The sequence below is a fragment of the Acinetobacter sp. WC-323 genome (genome assembly GCF_000314615.1).
In the GTDB taxonomy this organism is placed as follows: domain Bacteria; phylum Pseudomonadota; class Gammaproteobacteria; order Pseudomonadales; family Moraxellaceae; genus Acinetobacter; species Acinetobacter courvalinii.
Genome location: NZ_AMZS01000068.1, coordinates 165974 through 183104, shown reverse-complemented (window position 1 = coordinate 183104; position 17131 = coordinate 165974). Strand labels below are relative to the sequence as shown.

The following is a 17131-nucleotide window of genomic DNA, read 5'->3' as shown; positions in this document are numbered from 1 at the left end:
TATAAATTTTAGGAACAGGGAAGTTCCTTGGATAAAGAGGAAAAACAATATGAATAAACAGAATTCTAAATCAGTTACACACATTGAAAGTTTTGGTATCGAAGAAATACCCGCATATGCCCGTACGGCGACACCATTCGATCTGTTCCGCCTGAGTTTTGGCGGTGCCAATACCTTCTCGACCTGTGTATTAGGAAGTTTTCCGATTATGCTGGGTCTTTCATTTCAGGCCGGTTTATTGGCAATTTTATGTGGCGTTGTATTTGGCGCATGTATCTTAGCACCCATGGGAATTTTTGGTGCGCGTACCGGAACCAATAATGCCGTAGCTTCCGCTGCCCATTTTGGTGTTCACGGCAGAATTGTCGGTTCGTTCCTGTCCTTACTTACCGCGATTGCATTTTTTTCACTATCGGTCTGGAGCTCCGGTGACGCATTGATTGGAGCGACCCAACGCTTATTGGAGCGTTGTTCTCAAAGCAACTGGCTTTACGCGCTGGTCTATAGCGGCTTTGCCTTACTGGTACTGGTGATCTGTATCTATGGTTTCCGTTTCATGCTACTGGTAAACCGAATTGCGGTGATTGCCTCAAGCCTACTGTTCTTTTTAGGTATTTTTGCTTTTTCTCAACAATTCGATTCAGCCTATGCAGGAAAAATCCAATTGGGACAAGCTGGATTTTGGGCTGCCTTTATTGGTGCGTCATTGATTGCATTTAGCAATCCCATTTCCTTTGGAACTTTTTTAGGTGGCTGGTCCCGTTATATCCCTCAAGAGACTCCGTCACACAAAATCATGGTCGCAGTTTTTGCTTCTCAGCTTGCAACCCTTATTCCCTTTTTATTTGGTCTTATGACAGCCACCATTGTCGCAACTGATGCACCGATGTTTATGCAGCAGAATAATTATATTGGCGGGCTGATTCAGATTGCACCGGCCTGGTATTTTATCCCCTTATGTCTGATTGCACTGATTGGCGGCTTATCTACAGGCACCACAGCGCTCTATGGTACAGGTTTGGATATGTCGAGTATTTTTCCAAAAACACTGAGCCGTGTTAAAGCGACCATTTGTGTTGGCTTGCTCTCGATCCTGTTTATTTTTATAGGCCGTTTTGCAGCGAATCTGACTCAAAGCGTCATGACTTTTGCCACGCTGATTGTGGTGTGTACCAGTCCATGGATCATCATTATGATTATCGGATTTATATCGCGTCGAGGATATTATAAAAATGATGATTTACATGTATTTGCGACTGGTATAAAAGGCGGTGCCTATTGGTTTCATCATGGCTGGAACTGGCGTGGCATCATTGCATGGATTCCAAGTGCCCTGATTGGCTTATGCTTTGTGCATTTACCGGATCAGTTTATTGGGATCTGGGGGCATTTATTTAACGGTCTGGATCTCAGTCTACCCATTAGTATTGTACTCGCAGCACTCCTGTATATTTTACTGCTTAAACTGTTCCCGGAACCAAGCTCGGTGTATGGCCCCACATTCGCGATTGAAAGTTCAAAGCAGCAATGTCATTCATCATTTATTTCAAACTAGGCCATTTTGACTGGATATAGAAGCTGAATTCATCAACATTGCGCCACAAAAAAGCCTGCTTAGATCAAGCAGGCCTTTTTGAAGAAAAAATTATTTCTTTAAAAAACCACTCACCAGATTCAGCACTTGCTGAATATCCTGATTGGCTTCTTGAGGGTTGGTATTGCTGCCCTGAGGCGTCAATGAATCAATCACTTGTGGTAGAACCGAAGCGATCGCACCGTAAATCGCCTGTTTAGGCGCTTGGGTTTGCTGAGCAACCTGCTCGACATCCTGATCATCAAATAAGCTTTGAATATTTTGCGCAGGAACATCTTCTGCATTTTGCTGTTGTGGATCGACCCAGCTTTGTACCTGATTACTTAGACCGGCATTTTTCAGCTTATCCAAGGCACCTTGTAAGCCACCTTGTTTTTGAATCCAGGCTAAAACCAGAGGTAACACGGCAATCAATAAAGTTTGCGCTGTACTACCGCCACCGGTTGCATTGCTTTGGGTTGAACCTGACGCACCGCCCAATTGACCCAGCACCGAACCTAAAATACCGCCTAAGCCACCTTGCTGATTTTGCGTATTCTGCTGTTGTCCACCCAGTTGACCCAGTACCGAACCTAAAATCCCACCTAAACCACCAGCCTGACCTGACTGTTGCTGACCACCGCCTAAAGCTTGCTTCGCTAAAATTTCAACAATATTGGTTAAATCTGTCATAACCTAAACGTTCCTTTTGGAATTATTTATCCCAAAAGCATACGCTGCTTTGAAAATACAGCACAAAGATAAATTGTTAAATTTTGCAAGGCTTTGCCGCTGATCTTTGCCCTGAAATATCAATCGGATTGAAAGTTCGGCTTTGGTCATTTACCAGCGGAATTTATCCCAGTTTTCCGGATTGGCCCAGAATTTGGAATTGAACCAGTCCGGCACATGCTTATAAGTCAGGATATTAAACTGCCACAGTGCAAAGTCACTGTCATGCGTCGTCTTATCAATCAGCTGGGTAAACCCGAGCGACCGTAACAGCTTTTCATCTTCACGCTTGCTCACCACCACGATTCGCTTTGCCATCAGGTCACGTAACTTCACCAACAGCTGTGCTTTTTGCGTTTCAGTCAGGTTTTGCATTTCTTCTGTATCAAATAATACAAAACCTAAATCATAACGTTGCGTAAATGGCAGACTTAAAAAGTCAGTTACGTTAAAATAATGCCATTGAATTGAAGCATTTTGGTCAATCTGCTGACCGATACAAAGTGCAGTATGAATGGGCTGTTCTTGAGATAAATCGTCTAGCATAGAAGTGATGACATTTTGTTCAGCCATAACTGCAACCCTTGATTGAGAAAGATGAGAGTTTATTCATGGAACTACAAGGCATTTGTCATAAAATGCATGCAGCGCTCAAAACGCATAGTGTAACTGATCAATCAACAAGCAAGGCAAATGTTGAATATAAATTTATATTAGATCGTACAGAAACTGACCTGCCATTTGTGTTAGGACAGGAAATCGAGATCGAATGGACCGGGAATATCTTTTGTACCTCGTGCGGCTCAAAAACACCGAAGTCTTATTCACAAGGGCATTGTTTTAAATGTTTTAAAACCAAGGCCGAATGCGACCTGTGCATTATGAAGCCAGAAACCTGCCATTATCATTTAGGCACCTGCCGTGAAGACCAGTTCGCACATGATGTGTGTTTTCAGCCGCATATCGTGTATTTAGCCAACTCCAGTGCCTTGAAAATCGGCATCACCCGTATCGTCAACATGCCGACCCGCTGGCTGGATCAAGGTGCAACTCAGGCGCTACCGATTTTAAAAGTCGGGTCGCGCCGTCTGTCAGGGCATCTGGAAACCTTGTTTGGTACCCAGATTGCAGATAAAACCGACTGGCGTAAACTCCTTAAAGGTGAAGCTGAACCCTTAAACCTGATTGAAAAACGTGATCAGATTCTGGAAGAGTTTGCACCAAAGATTCAAAGTATTCGTGAGGAGTTTAACCAGAATCTTGAATTTAATGAAAATCTGGAGTTTTTGGAGAACGAAAAACAGCAGGAATTCATTTATCCAGTCGAAGCTTATCCTGAAAAGATTAAATCGCTGAATCTGGATAAAACGCCTAAAATTCGTGGTGTGTTGCAAGGCATTAAAGGCCAGTATTTATTAATGGATATTGGGGTGATCAATATCCGTAAGTACACAGGCTATGAGCTGATTCTTCGCGCATAATCCGCACCATAAAAAAGGTGGCTTAATTGCCACCTTTTTTGTTTATCCAGTTTTTAAACAGTTCAAAATCGCCTGTACCGGATCCTCGGTATTCCCAGAGATCAACTGCTTATGCATGCTTAAATGTTGCATCATCTGAATATGCGCCGTTTCATGATCCATGAGACGTTCAATTTCAGTGGCTAAATGCTGAGGTGTTGCGTCGGCCTGAATCAGCTCCTCAATCACTTTTTTGCCGGCAATAATGTTGGGCAAAGAATAATAGGGAATTTTGACCAGCAATTTGGCAATGATATAGGTCAACCAGTTCAACTTATAAAAAGTCACCATTGGACGATGCAATAGCATTGCTTCAAGTGTAGCCGTACCAGAAGCCAAAGCCACGATATCACTGGCATTCATGACCATACGGCCAATCTTGGATTCTGCATCGCTATTTTCCAGCACATGAATTTTAGCTTTCAGGCTCGCATCCAGATTTTGAATGCCCTGTTCAATCTGATGCTTGCGCGCATCATTAATTGCAGGAATTAAAAACTCGAGCTCAGGATGCTTGCGATGCAGGATTTCTGCAGCACCCGTCAATAGCGGCAGTAATCGTTCAATCTCACCACGGCGGCTACCCGGTAATAATGCAATGTGGGTGCTATGTGCCGATAATCCCAGTTGATGTTTGGCTTCTGCAATTGGATTTTTTAACGGTAATTGTTTCGCCAAAGGATGCCCGACGAATGCAGCGGCAACCTCATAATTTTCATAAAAGGTTTTCTCAAATGGAAATAAACAAAGGACCAGATCAATACTGCGTTTAATGCCATGTACACGGCCTTGACGCCAGGCCCATACCGATGGACTGACATATTGCACGGTTTTTATCGGTAAATTCTTTTCTTTAATGGTTTTGGACAAACGTAAATTAAAATCTGGCGCATCAATACCAATAAATATATCAACCGGATGCTCGCTCCAGCGTTCGACCAGACCGTCACGCACAGCAAATAATTTTTTCAGGTCTTTGAGAACTTCCACAATTCCCATGACTGACAGGATTTCCATGGGATAATAACTATGGAAACCTTCCGCAATCATTTGTGGGCCGCCAATCCCTTCAAATTCGACATCAATGCCTTGTTCGCGAAAACTGCGCATGAGTTTCACGCCTAGAGTATCTCCAGAAACTTCCCCCACCACGATACCAATTTTTAGTTTTTGCTTTAACAAGACCCACGCCCCACAGAAATGTTTAAAAGATTCTAACAGAATGATTTTACATCGAATCACCCCAAACCATGCAAATTGTTCATGATTGGTGAAAAACAATTCTGATCTAAGATGGCATTTATTATTAAAAACACAATCTAGATTTACGATGAATGAAGAATTGATTGAGATGGAACGAAGACTTAATATAAACAAGAATCATTTCCATATGTGATTTATTTCTCTCTCCTTTTGCTTCAAGACCCATTATGGCTAAATCTGCATCTGTTTCGCTTGTCTACCGACTGAGCATTTTTTATCGCTTTGTACTGAGCTTTGTAGGGGGTTATCTGTGCATGATGTATTTAAGCCTCGGACTCGGCGCATTATTTAGCCACATATTAGACAAGGCAGAAGCAATCTACCTTGCCGCATTTATTTCGATTCTGTTTTATCTGGCTTTTATCATTCTGAGTTTTTGCGCACATTCGCTGTGGAAACTCAGCTTGACCAGTCTGGTGTTGACCGGCGCCATGTTTGGCTTATCTGTGGGTTTAAATTAAAAATGCAAAATAAAGGTGTTCGCCAATCAATGGCATGGTTACATGCGTGGACGGGTCTGATTTTTGGCTGGCTTTTGTTTGCTATTTTTTTAATGGGAACAAGTTCGTACTATCGTCACCAGATTAATTTGTGGATGCAACCGCAACTGGCGCAGGTTCAAGTCAATCAGGATACTGCCATCACTACAGCGGCCAATTATCTGCAAACGCATGCGGGAGATGCCAAATCATGGTATCTCAAGGTGGCCAATCACGAAGAACCGGTCAATAAAATGTACTGGCAACAAGCCAGTGGGGCTTATGAAAGCCGTAGTCTGGATGCCAATACAGGGCAAGAGTTAAAATTGTCGGCTACCCAAGGTGGCGATTTCTTTTATAACTTCCATTTTCAACTGTATGGCGTTCCTATCATGGCTGGACGGCTGATTGCCTGTCTTGCTGCCTTTATTATGCTGATCGCTTTGGTCTCTGGCATTATTACCCATAAAAAGATCTTTACCGATTTCTTTACCCTCAGAACCTTTAAATCGCAGCGTTCCTGGCTAGACTTTCACAATGTGTGTTCGGTACTGGCACTGCCCTTTTTCCTGACCATTACCTTTACAGGATTGGCGATTTTCTTTTATCTGTATCTGCCGTGGGGCATGCAGAAACTTTATCCAGACAATCCTTTTCAATACTTTACCGAGATTCGAACCACGGAAAAAAGTACGCCTCATCAAGCTGAACCGCAAAAAGCGGAGATGTTACCCATCGGCACTTTATTAGAACAAGTCAAACAACAATGGGAAGATCAAGCCTTAGCATCTATCGAGGTCAAAAATCCAAATACAGACCAGGCCATCATTACCTTTAAACAATTGGAAGATCGTTCGATTACCTTGAATCAGGCACAAATTACCTTTGATGGACAGGGTAAGATATTGGCCAATACCCGAAATGAAAGTGCAGTTGCGACCTTAAATGCAGGTGTTTATGGCCTGCATATGGCGACGTTTGCACAACCATTATTACGTTTTGCTTTCTTCTGTTCAGGCATTTTGGGCTGTTTGATGATTGCGTCTGGCCTCTTGCTCTGGAGCTTAAAACGTCAGATTCAAAATAAATCGGATCAATTCCATTTTGGCTACTATCTGGTGGACCGCTTAAATATTGCAGCTTTTGTCGGCCTTCCGACCGCAATGCTGGGCTATCTATTTGCCAATCGCTTTGTACAGGTGAGCGACACTACGCCCAATTATGAAATTTATACGTTTTTTAGCGTGTGGGGATTAAGCTTTATCATCGCCTTATTCACCCAAAAGCAATATTTATGGAAATCACAGATTTTCATGTTTGGATTAGTGGCCTTGCTTCTACCGATCTATAACCTGATTTATCTAATCAATCACCAGCTCATTACGGATTGGCCAAGTTACTGGCTATTTCTACGGATTGATTTATTCCTACTGGTCTGTGCCCTATTTGCCATGTTTATTTTTAGAAATATTCAGCCGATTCAAGCCAAATCTGCCCAGAAAATCAAAACTAAGTTAGCGAAACAACAAGAGGTCAACGCATGATTCTGTTGAGCCTTGTATTGACCCTGATCGGGATGTTGTTGCTGTATAAATGTAGCGCCAAGCAAATCACTAAAGCCAAACAACAGGTTTTCATACGCTTTAAAACACAGTTGAAAACTTTAGCTTATGTCTGCTTCTTGACGGCAGGTAGTTTGCTCTGCTTTGTCTATGGCAGTTCAATTGGCTTTATCAGTTGGTGGATCTTCGCAACCCCCGTCACTTTTTTACTGGTATTGTGGGTTAATGAGCTTAAACCGGCTAAAAAATTCAAATAATCTTGATACAACAGCTATCCTTAACTTTTGCCAAGGATAGCGTTATGGCTAAAAATTAATGCCCGTGATGGCTATGGTCTTCCTGAGCAGCCGTTTTGTCTTTGTCATCACAACATTTCATCTTTTTTTCACAGCAATCTTTTTTTGTGGTGGCCTGTTTTTCTTTACAGCAATCACTTGCAGCAAAAGCAGGTACAGTCGTGGCCAATAATAGTGTTGAAAGCAATACGGTTTTAATATTAAACATGGTCATGTCCTTGAAATAAAAATAAGAAATTTGAATTTATAAGAACAGGACATGATTTGGAGGGCGATAAGGTAACTGATAAATGCCTAAAGTCAATTGATCTACATAGGCTGAATTTGCTGTTTGAATGGATTGTATGCTTCGTTCAATGGAATGATGGCTGTATTCAAATGTTGCAGCAACACAGCACAGACTCTTTTGACAGTGTGATGTATCCATTTTGCCACTGTCCATACGGTCATGCTCCGTCATCCTAGACATTCCACAATCTGACATTGCATCGTGATTTGAAATGACGTGCTCTACGACAGGTTGATTTACTTCATTCATAGACACAGCCATTGCATAGCTATTGGTGATCAACCCCATAGCAATCAGCAATGAAATGAGACTTCGAAGGAAAATAGACATAAGCGAAATGATCAAACATACAATCCGTGTATAACTCTCAAAATAAACCACTCGCAGTTCAGAACGCAAGCTGATCAGCATAAAGATGATCTAAAAACGAGAAAATTAGGTTTCTTTAGCTTTTTTTTGCATAAGCAAATCATTATTCATCACAACGAGTTATCTCAAAAAAGCATAAGATATGCTGATTTTTGCATATTTAGGCATATTGTCGATGTTTGGTCCTATAGAATTTATTATGGCTGGGGTATTGGTTGGCTTCTGTGTCGGTATCACAGGTGTCGGCGGTGGTTCACTCATGACCCCTATCCTGATCAGTCTGTTTAAGATCGAACCTCATATTGCCATTGGTACCGATCTACTTTATGCCTCAATCTCTAAATTCTGCGGTTCAGTCGTTCATGCCAAAAAACTGAATATTGTCTGGCCTATTGTCCTCTGGCTTGCCTTAGGTAGTATTCCTGCATCATTTGCGACGTCTTGGGTACTTGAACATTACTTAAGTCAATCAACGCATTATAAAGCTGTGCTGACCATGGTCTTGGGCTTTATGTTGACCCTGACGGGTATTTCAATTGTTTTCCGGGCAAAAATTGAAAAGCTGTTTGACCGTTTCCGTAACCGTGAGCAAGCGAATATGGAAAGCGAGCAACATGCTTTGCAACACAAACGTCATTACATTGTCATTATGGGAATCGTATTAGGTATCTTTGTTACCCTGTCATCTGTGGGTGCCGGTGCCTTTGGTATCATGGCATTGGTCCTGATGTTCCCGAATTTACCCATGATCCGTATCATTGGTTCAGACGTGGTTCATGCGGTATTACTAACAGCAGTTGCAGGCCTTAGCCACATGTCTTCAGGTAATGTCGACTTTAGCCTGTTGATGTGGTTACTGGTCGGTTCTATCCCGGCCATTATTGTCGGGACTTTAATCAGCTCACGTATGCCAGAAAGACTGATTCGTAAAATTTTAGGCATTACCTTATTTGCTTTGGGTGTGAACTTTATTGTGAACCCGGTAAAAGCCAAACCGAAACCAGTTGAGACGCATCAGGCTGTCGTTGTACAGCAGACAAGTCATTCAACAACAATTGTTTAAGCGAACAAATGCCGCTGCTTTCTGCATAAATTATCGTTATTGCTAGTTAACCGGTCGGCATTTCATGCTATATTCGCAGACAAAATAACCTCTTTTTTCGATTGAATTTGTGACAGCAATGAATACTCTACAGTCAAATCCAGTTTCTCAGCCCGATATCGATGATGTAAACATTAAAAGCATTCAAACGCTGATTACACCCGCAGAATTGAAAGCTGATCTTCCATTATCTGAGGCTGCGTCTCAAACTGTGTTACAAGGACGTGCAACTGTACGCAACATTTTAGATGGCAATGACAAACGTTTGTTTGTCGTGATTGGCCCATGCTCAATCCACGATCCTAAAGCTGCACATGAATATGCTGATCGCCTGAAAGTTTTGAGCGAAAAAGTAAAAGACACTTTATATCTGGTGATGCGTGTTTATTTTGAAAAACCACGTACCACAGTAGGTTGGAAAGGTTTAATCAATGACCCTGACATGAATGACTCTTTCAATATTGAAAAAGGCTTGCATATTGGTCGTGGATTATTGATTGATTTGAATGAAAAAGGTCTGCCATGTGCCACTGAAGCACTTGATCCGAACTCACCGCAATATTATCAAGACTTGATTTCATGGTCTGCGATTGGTGCACGTACCACTGAAAGCCAGACTCACCGTGAAATGTCTTCTGGCCTTTCATCTCCTGTCGGCTTCAAAAATGGTACTGATGGCGGCTTAACCGTTGCAACCAATGCGATGCAGTCAGTTAAACATGGTCACAGCTTCTTGGGCCTGAATGAAAATGGTCAGGTTGCGATTATCAATACCAAAGGTAACCCGTATGCACACGTGGTATTACGTGGTGGTAACGGTAAGCCGAACTATGATGCCACTTCAGTTGCAGAAGCTGAAGCAGCGTTGGCAAAAGCCAAAGTCAGCAACAAGATCATGATTGATACCAGTCATGCCAATTCAAATAAAGACCCGTACTTACAGCCGTTGGTGTTGAAAAACATTACAGAGCAAATTCTGGATGGTAACAAATCCATTGTTGGCATTATGGTTGAAAGTCACTTAAAAGGTGGTCGTCAGGATATTCCTGAAAATCTGTGTGATCTTGAATACGGTAAATCAGTGACTGATGGCTGTATTGACTGGGAAACTACAGAAAAAGCCCTACTCGAAATGCATGAAGCATTAAAAGATGTTTTACCTAATCGTTAATCTTTAAATAGATGTAAAACAGGCTCTTATGAGCCTGTTTTTTGTTTTGAACTACACTGATATGTTTTGAACTAAGCTCTTATTTTCATTATACTGCAGCCACATTTCTCCTACGACGTATCGCTGATATGAAGTCCAGTTTTCGTCAACATTTGCTTAAGTGGCGTGCCTATCTTGGCGCGGTGACTTTGCTATGTTTACTCTGGCATATCTTCTTACCAACGATGGTCCATACAGGCGTCGTACCTGCACTTTATGCAATGCCAAGCCATTGCCAGGTCACAGAAATACAACATGTCTCGTTGATGTCTCAAACCCATTCCGGTCATCATCAACACAGCATGTACGACATGCATCACGGACCGCAGCTACAGCATGCCAAACATGCCCAACTGAGTGAATACGCACAGCAAGTTTTTGCGCTTGCAAGCCAGATCATGAAGCATTGTCCTTTATGTTCCCATGGCCTCGATGCTGCTGTGATCGTCCCACTGATTGCATTCATTATTATATTTCTACTGGCTTGGTTCAGTCGCGTTCGCTGCCTGTGCCATTCGTGGACAGAAGATCTACACATCACCCGCATCTTCTATATTTTTCCAATCAAACAAGCCCCGCCACTCGCTTTATAAATCGCAAATTTTACTTCGTGCCCCGTAAATAACGTTGGTACGTCCTTAGTTCTTGCTTTTTATAGAGTTCAACATGAATACTCAATTCCGTTTGTCTGTATTAACGGCTGCGTGCCTGTCAGTTGGCTATAGTTCCGCTGCTTTTGCTGAAACTTCGCCTTCTGAGACCACCAAAACCTTAGCCACCATTGTGGTCACCGCAAGTCGTGAAGGTGAATCGATTAATAATACCCCTGCTGCGATTAGTAAAATTAACAGCAAGGACATCGAAGATAAACATGCAACCTTTATTGGACAGGTGCTGAATCAAACTCCAGGTGTGTTAATGAACGACTTGGGCAATGAACAGCATATGATGTCCATTCGCCAACCGATGACCACAGCAGCCGTTTATCAATATCTAGAAGATGGTGTCTCGATTCGCCCTGTGGGTGTGTTTAACCACAATGCCTTATATGAAGTGAATCTGGCGGGCATTGATAGCATCGAAATTTTACGCGGCCCTGCCAGTAGCTTATATGGCAGCAATGCGATTGGCGGAACCCTTAATTTTCTGACCAAAGCTCCAAGTGCTACGCCCACGGCCGATCTTGGTATCAGCGCCAGTTCTGAAGGATATCGCCGTGTCGATATCGGTGCATCCAATAGCTTTGATAGCGACTGGGGCGAGCATGGTTTAAGAGTTTCAGCCTATGCCAGTGATCGTGGTGATAGCTGGCAAGACCATGCTGAAAGCAATAAACAGAGTGTGACGCTCAGACACGACTGGCGCATCTCTGATGCCACCCAAATCAAAAATATCTTCAGCTATAATCATTTAAAAGCGGATATGACTGGTAGCTTAAATCTGGATGATTATCGCAAACGCCCAGGATACAGCTACCAAACCTTTACCTATCGTGAAGTGGATGCTACGCGGCTTTCTTCTCAAATTAACCATCAATGGAATGATCAGCAACAAAGCCAAGTCACCTTGTATTATCGAGACAATACTACCGAACAGAATCCAAGTTATAACATCCGTACCGATGTTAAAAATGGCAAACCGACGGGTACTTATAGCGGACAAACCACCTATAACGCCTTTCAGTCCTATGGTTTAAATGCGCAGCATTCAGCAACATTGGATCAGGTCAAACTGATTGTTGGCGCGATGGCTGACCATTCTCCCAACCAAGCCAGAACCAATGATATCCAAGTATTTCGTGATCCGAACAGCTTGGTCTATACCGGATATCAACAACGACAGCGCTTACGTGACTTTAATGTAGACGTCAATAATCAGGCGGTTTATGCACAAGCCAATTGGCAAGTGTTACCGACTTTAAATCTCGTCGGTGGTGCACGCTATGACTGGATCAGTTATGACTATGAAAACAAATTAACTCCGTCAAAAACCACAGGCGCACCGAATGAGAAACGCGATTTTCATAAAGCCAGTCCTCAACTCGGTTTTGTCTGGAACCTGACGCCTGCGATTGACCTTTATAGCAATTGGTCACAAGGTTTTGTACCGCCCGAAGTCAGCAGTTTATACGGGGCGAATCTGGTCACACCGGACCTGAAAGAAGCCACATTTAATAATATCGATGCAGGTTTGCGCTTTAAATTACTGAATGATCGCCTAGATGGTGAAATCACCTTATATCGCTTAGAAGGCGAAGATGAAGTGATGAGCTATACCAAGCCAGATAACACACGCGAACCACGCAACACAGGTAAAACCTTACATCAGGGAATTGAAATTGGAGGAACCTGGAAGCTCAGTGATTTATATGATCAGCGCTTAAAGCTCTCAGGCAGTGTGGCCAAACATGAGTATCAGCAGTTTCAACCGTCGAGCGTTTTAGATTATAGCGGCAACACCATGCCGAGTGCGCCGAAAACATTTGGTACGCTTGAATACCAGATCAAGCCAATACCTGAGCTATTACTTTCTGCAGAAGCGGTTTATGTCGGCGCTTACTGGATCAATGATACCAATACGGAAAAGTATGATGGGCATACTTTGCTGAATCTACGTGCCAATTACCGTAAAAATGCTTATGAGATCTATGGGCAAATCCTGAATGCCACAGATCAGCATTATGCGGAAAGTACATCGTTTAGTAATAACCAAGTCAGTTATACCCCAGCTGCACCACGAACCTACTTATTAGGTTTAAGTTACCATTTTGGGAAATAAGCAATGAATGCCAAGCAACTGAAAAAGCTACTTTCCTTACACCGTAGTTTTGGGATGGTGTTGGGCGTTCTCGTTTTACTCTGGTCTTTAACAGGTGTGTTGCATCCAATCATGAGTGCAACACAACCCCAGCCTGTAAAACGAATGCCGCCACCTCAACAACTGGATTTAACACACGCCCTAGCAGCAACTGATGTTCTGAAGCAACATCACATATCGCAATTTTCGGCCTTACAGGTGATTGAATTAGAAGCTCAGCAGATTGCCTATCGCATATTACAGCCCAATCAAAAGATGGCGGAATACTATGATAGTCAGACCGGCCAATTCCTGAGTGATGCGGAACAACAAGATGCCGAGCGTTTGGCACGCTGGTACACGGGACTCTCTCAACAGGAAATTGTATCCAGCCAAATCATCACCGCATTCAGTGATGATTATCCGAGCGTGAATCGTTTACTGCCTGTTTGGCGTGTTGATTTTCATAACGGTTTACGTGCCTATGTCGATCCTGCACAAGCACGACTGGCCACGCTGTCTAATGATCAAAAGATGTGGATGGCAAAAATCTTCCGCTTAGGTCATACCTGGACCTGGGGTGATCAGGCCTGGACCGGCCAAACTATTCTCATGCAGATCGCCTTGATTGGCATACTGTGCATGATTGTTATGGGCATTGGCCTATTCTTTAAGATTCATAATCGGCGCAATCACCGTCTAGGGCAAAAACCGATCCGCTTTCTACATCGTTATTTAGGCATCAGTTTAAGTGTCTTTATTCTGCTTTGGGTGCTCAGTGGTTTCTATCATATCTGGCAAAAAAAGCCCGATATTAAAAACATTCAACCGGTGTTCCATACTGCCGATTTAAGTACTGAGGTTTGGCAGCAGGTCACTCAGCAGCCCATTCAGCGTCTGGATCTGGTTCCAACCACCTTTAACCAGACACATATTCATGCTGCATGGATGATTCAAGCCATTGGACAAAACCCTTTACAAGGCAGCATGACGGCGGCAAGCAAAGTACATGATCATCACGCATCCCATACAGCAGCTCCCGCGATTCAGTTTGTCGATGCTGCTCATGGAAAAAGGCTTGATATCCTTGAACAAAGCAGACAATTAGCCGCAAGCTATTTAGCTTTACAACCAGAACAGGTTCAACAGGCCTCTTGGGTGACAAGTTTTGGAGGAGAATATGGGTTTATCAACAAACGCTTACCCGTGATCAAGGTTGAAACTCGTTTAGAGAATCAACTCAGACTGTATATTGAACCGAGCAGCGGTGTGATTGCAGCTCAGGTCACGCAACAGGATGCTTTGGAAGGCTTTAGTTTTGCTTATTTGCATAAATGGACATGGTTGCCAATAGATAAAACGCTTCGAGATATCATTCTGGCTACGATCGCGGCACTAGTTGCCTTACTCGCTGTACTTGGTTTCCGAGTTCAATTGCGTAAAAGCTAATATTACTCAAGTGATCCTTCTTTTTTAGGGAGGATCACGCCATCTCAGGCAAGTAATTTTTTAAATGATATAGAACGAGGCTATCACAGTACTGAGGAGCACACCTGTTTCAGCCAGCTCAATTGCAGCGCCTACAGTATCCCCAGTAATCCCGCCGATTCGTTTAATAAATAATGATCGCATATAAAAGAGCATCACTAAAAAAACCAGCAAGGCAATTAAGCCAAGCCATTTAAACACACAAAGCAATGCAATTGTAATGACGAAAACCATCCAAAGTCGCTTTTTTGGCATGAAATCTGTCATCGAACGCCCTAAGCCTTGAGCACGTACATAAGGCGTAGTAAGGAATAAAAACAGTGACACACTACGCCCAAGCATGGGCAAGACAATTAAAAAGGCAGCCATGTGTTGTTCAAGCAAAACATATAAAGCCACAAATTTCAGCAAGCAGACTACAACTAAACTCAGCACCCCGATTGGGCCACATGCAGGGTCTTTCATGATGCTCAAGGTTCGTTCAGAATTACCAAATCCACCGACCCATGCATCTGCCGTATCCGCCAAACCATCCAGATGTAATCCACCAGTCAGCCAAATCCAGAGTACGAGAATCAGTGCTGCACTCAAGATGATCGGAAGCTTTGCCAATAACATGGCAGATGTAAACAAAATGAGACCAAGCAATAAACCCACTAAAGGATAAAACAGCATGGCCTGACCATTCTGCTTTGCGCTTGGCATCGTTTTGATTTCAATGGGTAAAACAGTCAAAAACTGCAAGGCAATCCAAAAAGGCGTCATGCAACCTCTCAATGACAACGGGTTTTCATGCCTGAATTATGAAGAAATAAAATTGGGAATAGCAAGCGATTCCCAAATGAAAAGGTTGAATATCTTAGATTATTGAATTTGATAACATTGTTTAAGCTTCAAATAGTCATAATATAAACTGTTAGTGCTATAACGTGCGTAGTTACAACTTGGCTTAAACAAGGTTTCTTTCTCGTTATAGAACATTTTTACCAAGGTTGTACCTTGCTTGTCTTGATAAATATCCCACTGTAAATTCGCTGCCATAGGTGACACCACCTCACCTCGCCAAACGCTGCTGTTGTAATTATAAGTTTGACGTAAAGGTAAAGGCTGCATCATATCGAACAACTCTAAACTGGTCGCCAATGGAATAATGATTTCGGCATGCGCAAAACGTAATACCGCACGATGTGCTTGCTGCTGATCCACAATCGCATCAACCTGTTTAAATAGGTCCTGCTTTAGACCTTGCGCAATTGCACTGGTGACGTTTTTCGATTCGGTAAAACTTGGCCCTTTGCTATAAAAATCATTGGCATCGTTATATTCAGCATAAAATTTTGCTGCATCTACAGGCATATACCGATCAAAATCTACACCTTTCAGTTCGGTTTTCATGCCACCTGATATTGAATATAACTCATAGACATAGGCTGCAGCATCCACCGCACTGGCAATGCTGTTTTTGCCCTTACCTTTTTCAGTGATGATTTCACCTTTAGGTGAAGTGACGCTATATGAACCGGTATTGCTAAATACATAGCCTGTGCTTCCCAGTTTTTTAATAAATTCTGCTTTGAACAGTGGATTCAATACGCTCTTTGCCACTTGTTCAGCACGACTATTTTTCGCAAGTTCATCCAGCTTATTGGCCAGATCTGTATCATCTTCTTCAAAATGCTGATACGCCTGACTGGCATCGTAAATGGCCTGTTGTTGTGCTGATAAAGGCTGTGCTAAATCTTGATCTTTGTTCAAACTATGAAAATAAAGTTTAAAACGATCCACCCCACCATCTTCAATCGATGGCACACTGTTACTGGCTAAACTGGTGTATGAAATTGGGGTGATGTGGGTCTTTAATTGCGGTTGCTGTTGAATCAATTCAGCAGTGAAAAATTTGGCACTATCTACCGCACGGTCTACGCCTGAACTTTGCACTAAAATTGAAGCTGGTTGGGTCGAGGCGGCTTTAAATAGATCGGGTAAGCGTTTTAATAAGCGATCTGCAATTCCGCGATGCTCCTGAATACCGGTCATGGATTCGTTACCATAGCCAAACTGACGAATGCCCTCTACCCCATAACCCAGCAGAATATTGGCTTTCATCATGCTTTCTAAATCTGCGCCCAGCTTTTCGCCCAAAGGTGTGAGTGCCTGTTCAGCTTTAGCCTGTTTCCACAGGTTATAGAGCGCTAAATCATATTTCATGCTGGATAAACCGCGTGAGCCATGACGAGCCACCAGTTCTGTAAATACCGGCTGAAAGCCTGGTGGAGTCGCTTCGTATTTGTTTAGGTCTTGCTGAGGCTGATAAGGAGTTTTAGTTTGATAATATTTTGATGGGATACTGGTTTCAGGGGATGTCGGATTGTGTTGCTGGTCATCGTTATTGCAGGCTGCCAATAAAATGCTCGCGCATAACATACTGCTTTTTAATAATATCTTCATAGAT

The 17131-nt window shown here is 42.8% G+C and carries 17 protein-coding genes; 10 read left to right on the top strand and 7 right to left on the bottom strand.

Going from position 1 to position 17131, the window contains the following annotated elements:
* Positions 1–49 precede the first annotated feature (49 nt).
* Positions 50–1555 (top strand): purine-cytosine permease family protein, encoded by a 1506-nt coding sequence (locus ACINWC323_RS01425; protein WP_009515694.1) that lies wholly within the window; start codon positions 50–52, stop codon positions 1553–1555.
* Positions 1556–1645: 90 nt separating this feature from the next.
* Here the strand turns inward: ACINWC323_RS01425 and ACINWC323_RS01430 are convergent, their stop codons facing one another.
* Both ACINWC323_RS01430 and ACINWC323_RS01435 read right to left on the bottom strand, forming a co-directional pair.
* Positions 1646–2266: a YidB family protein gene (locus tag ACINWC323_RS01430; protein WP_005285721.1), complete on the bottom strand. Its 621-nt coding sequence runs from the start codon at positions 2264–2266 to the stop codon at positions 1646–1648.
* Positions 2267–2416: 150 nt separating this feature from the next.
* Positions 2417–2878, bottom strand: coding sequence for a DUF6231 family protein (locus ACINWC323_RS01435; RefSeq protein WP_005230344.1), 462 nt, complete (start codon positions 2876–2878; stop codon positions 2417–2419).
* A gap of 38 nt (positions 2879–2916) precedes the next feature.
* On the opposite strand from ACINWC323_RS01435, the gene ACINWC323_RS01440 reads away from it, so the two are divergent.
* Positions 2917–3786 carry a DUF2797 domain-containing protein gene (locus tag ACINWC323_RS01440; protein ID WP_009515500.1) on the top strand — a complete coding sequence of 290 codons (870 nt, stop codon included), beginning with the start codon at positions 2917–2919 and terminating at the stop codon, positions 3784–3786.
* 42 nt (positions 3787–3828) lie between these two features.
* Here ACINWC323_RS01440 and lpxB read toward each other — a convergent pair whose 3' ends face one another.
* Positions 3829–5007, bottom strand: a complete 1179-nt coding sequence (gene lpxB / locus ACINWC323_RS01445) for a lipid-A-disaccharide synthase (protein WP_009515397.1) — start codon at positions 5005–5007, stop codon at positions 3829–3831.
* Positions 5008–5255: 248 nt separating this feature from the next.
* Here lpxB and ACINWC323_RS0119385 point away from each other — a divergent pair, with 248 nt between their 5' ends.
* Genes ACINWC323_RS0119385 through ACINWC323_RS01455 form a run of 3 tightly spaced genes read left to right on the top strand, consistent with a single transcriptional unit; the run spans position 5256 to position 7386 of the window.
* Entirely contained in the window at positions 5256–5549 is a 294-nt protein-coding gene (locus tag ACINWC323_RS0119385; protein WP_032881742.1) for a hypothetical protein, read from the top strand.
* Between the two features lie 2 nt (positions 5550–5551).
* On the top strand, positions 5552–7111 hold the full coding sequence (locus tag ACINWC323_RS01450) for a PepSY-associated TM helix domain-containing protein (RefSeq protein ID WP_009515460.1): 1560 nt from the start codon (positions 5552–5554) through the stop codon (positions 7109–7111).
* The gene (locus ACINWC323_RS01455) at positions 7108–7386 is read left to right on the top strand and encodes a hypothetical protein (RefSeq protein WP_009515420.1); all 279 of its coding nucleotides are present in this window, start codon (positions 7108–7110) and stop codon (positions 7384–7386) included. Before ACINWC323_RS01450 ends, ACINWC323_RS01455 begins: the two co-directional genes overlap by 4 nt.
* A 55-nt stretch (positions 7387–7441) precedes the next feature.
* Here ACINWC323_RS01455 and ACINWC323_RS01460 read toward each other — a convergent pair whose 3' ends face one another.
* Both ACINWC323_RS01460 and ACINWC323_RS01465 read right to left on the bottom strand, forming a co-directional pair.
* The gene (locus ACINWC323_RS01460; RefSeq protein ID WP_009515536.1) at positions 7442–7633 is read right to left on the bottom strand and encodes a hypothetical protein; all 192 of its coding nucleotides are present in this window, start codon (positions 7631–7633) and stop codon (positions 7442–7444) included.
* A gap of 36 nt (positions 7634–7669) precedes the next feature.
* Positions 7670–8044 carry a hypothetical protein gene (locus ACINWC323_RS01465; RefSeq protein ID WP_032881760.1) on the bottom strand — a complete coding sequence of 125 codons (375 nt, stop codon included), beginning with the start codon at positions 8042–8044 and terminating at the stop codon, positions 7670–7672.
* A gap of 214 nt (positions 8045–8258) precedes the next feature.
* Here ACINWC323_RS01465 and ACINWC323_RS01470 point away from each other — a divergent pair, with 214 nt between their 5' ends.
* From ACINWC323_RS01470 to ACINWC323_RS01485, 5 genes are all read left to right on the top strand, one after another.
* Positions 8259–9146 (top strand): sulfite exporter TauE/SafE family protein, encoded by an 888-nt coding sequence (locus ACINWC323_RS01470; RefSeq protein WP_032869237.1) that lies wholly within the window; start codon positions 8259–8261, stop codon positions 9144–9146.
* A 118-nt stretch (positions 9147–9264) separates the two neighbouring features.
* Positions 9265–10356 carry a 3-deoxy-7-phosphoheptulonate synthase gene (locus ACINWC323_RS01475; protein ID WP_004772077.1) on the top strand — a complete coding sequence of 364 codons (1092 nt, stop codon included), beginning with the start codon at positions 9265–9267 and terminating at the stop codon, positions 10354–10356.
* 128 nt (positions 10357–10484) lie between these two features.
* On the top strand, positions 10485–10988 hold the full coding sequence (locus ACINWC323_RS0119380; RefSeq protein ID WP_032881741.1) for a hypothetical protein: 504 nt from the start codon (positions 10485–10487) through the stop codon (positions 10986–10988).
* A gap of 73 nt (positions 10989–11061) precedes the next feature.
* Positions 11062–13173: a TonB-dependent receptor gene (locus ACINWC323_RS01480; RefSeq protein ID WP_009515568.1), complete on the top strand. Its 2112-nt coding sequence runs from the start codon at positions 11062–11064 to the stop codon at positions 13171–13173.
* Between the two features lie 3 nt (positions 13174–13176).
* Complete coding sequence (locus ACINWC323_RS01485; RefSeq protein WP_009515388.1) at positions 13177–14640, top strand: PepSY domain-containing protein; 1464 nt, start codon at positions 13177–13179, stop codon at positions 14638–14640.
* Positions 14641–14700: 60 nt separating this feature from the next.
* Here the strand turns inward: ACINWC323_RS01485 and ACINWC323_RS01490 are convergent, their stop codons facing one another.
* Positions 14701–15444, bottom strand: coding sequence for an adenosylcobinamide-GDP ribazoletransferase (locus tag ACINWC323_RS01490; protein WP_009515515.1), 744 nt, complete (start codon positions 15442–15444; stop codon positions 14701–14703).
* A gap of 99 nt (positions 15445–15543) precedes the next feature.
* Positions 15544–17127 (bottom strand): histidine phosphatase family protein, encoded by a 1584-nt coding sequence (locus tag ACINWC323_RS01495; RefSeq protein ID WP_009515434.1) that lies wholly within the window; start codon positions 17125–17127, stop codon positions 15544–15546.
* Between the last annotated feature and the right edge of the window lie 4 nt (positions 17128–17131).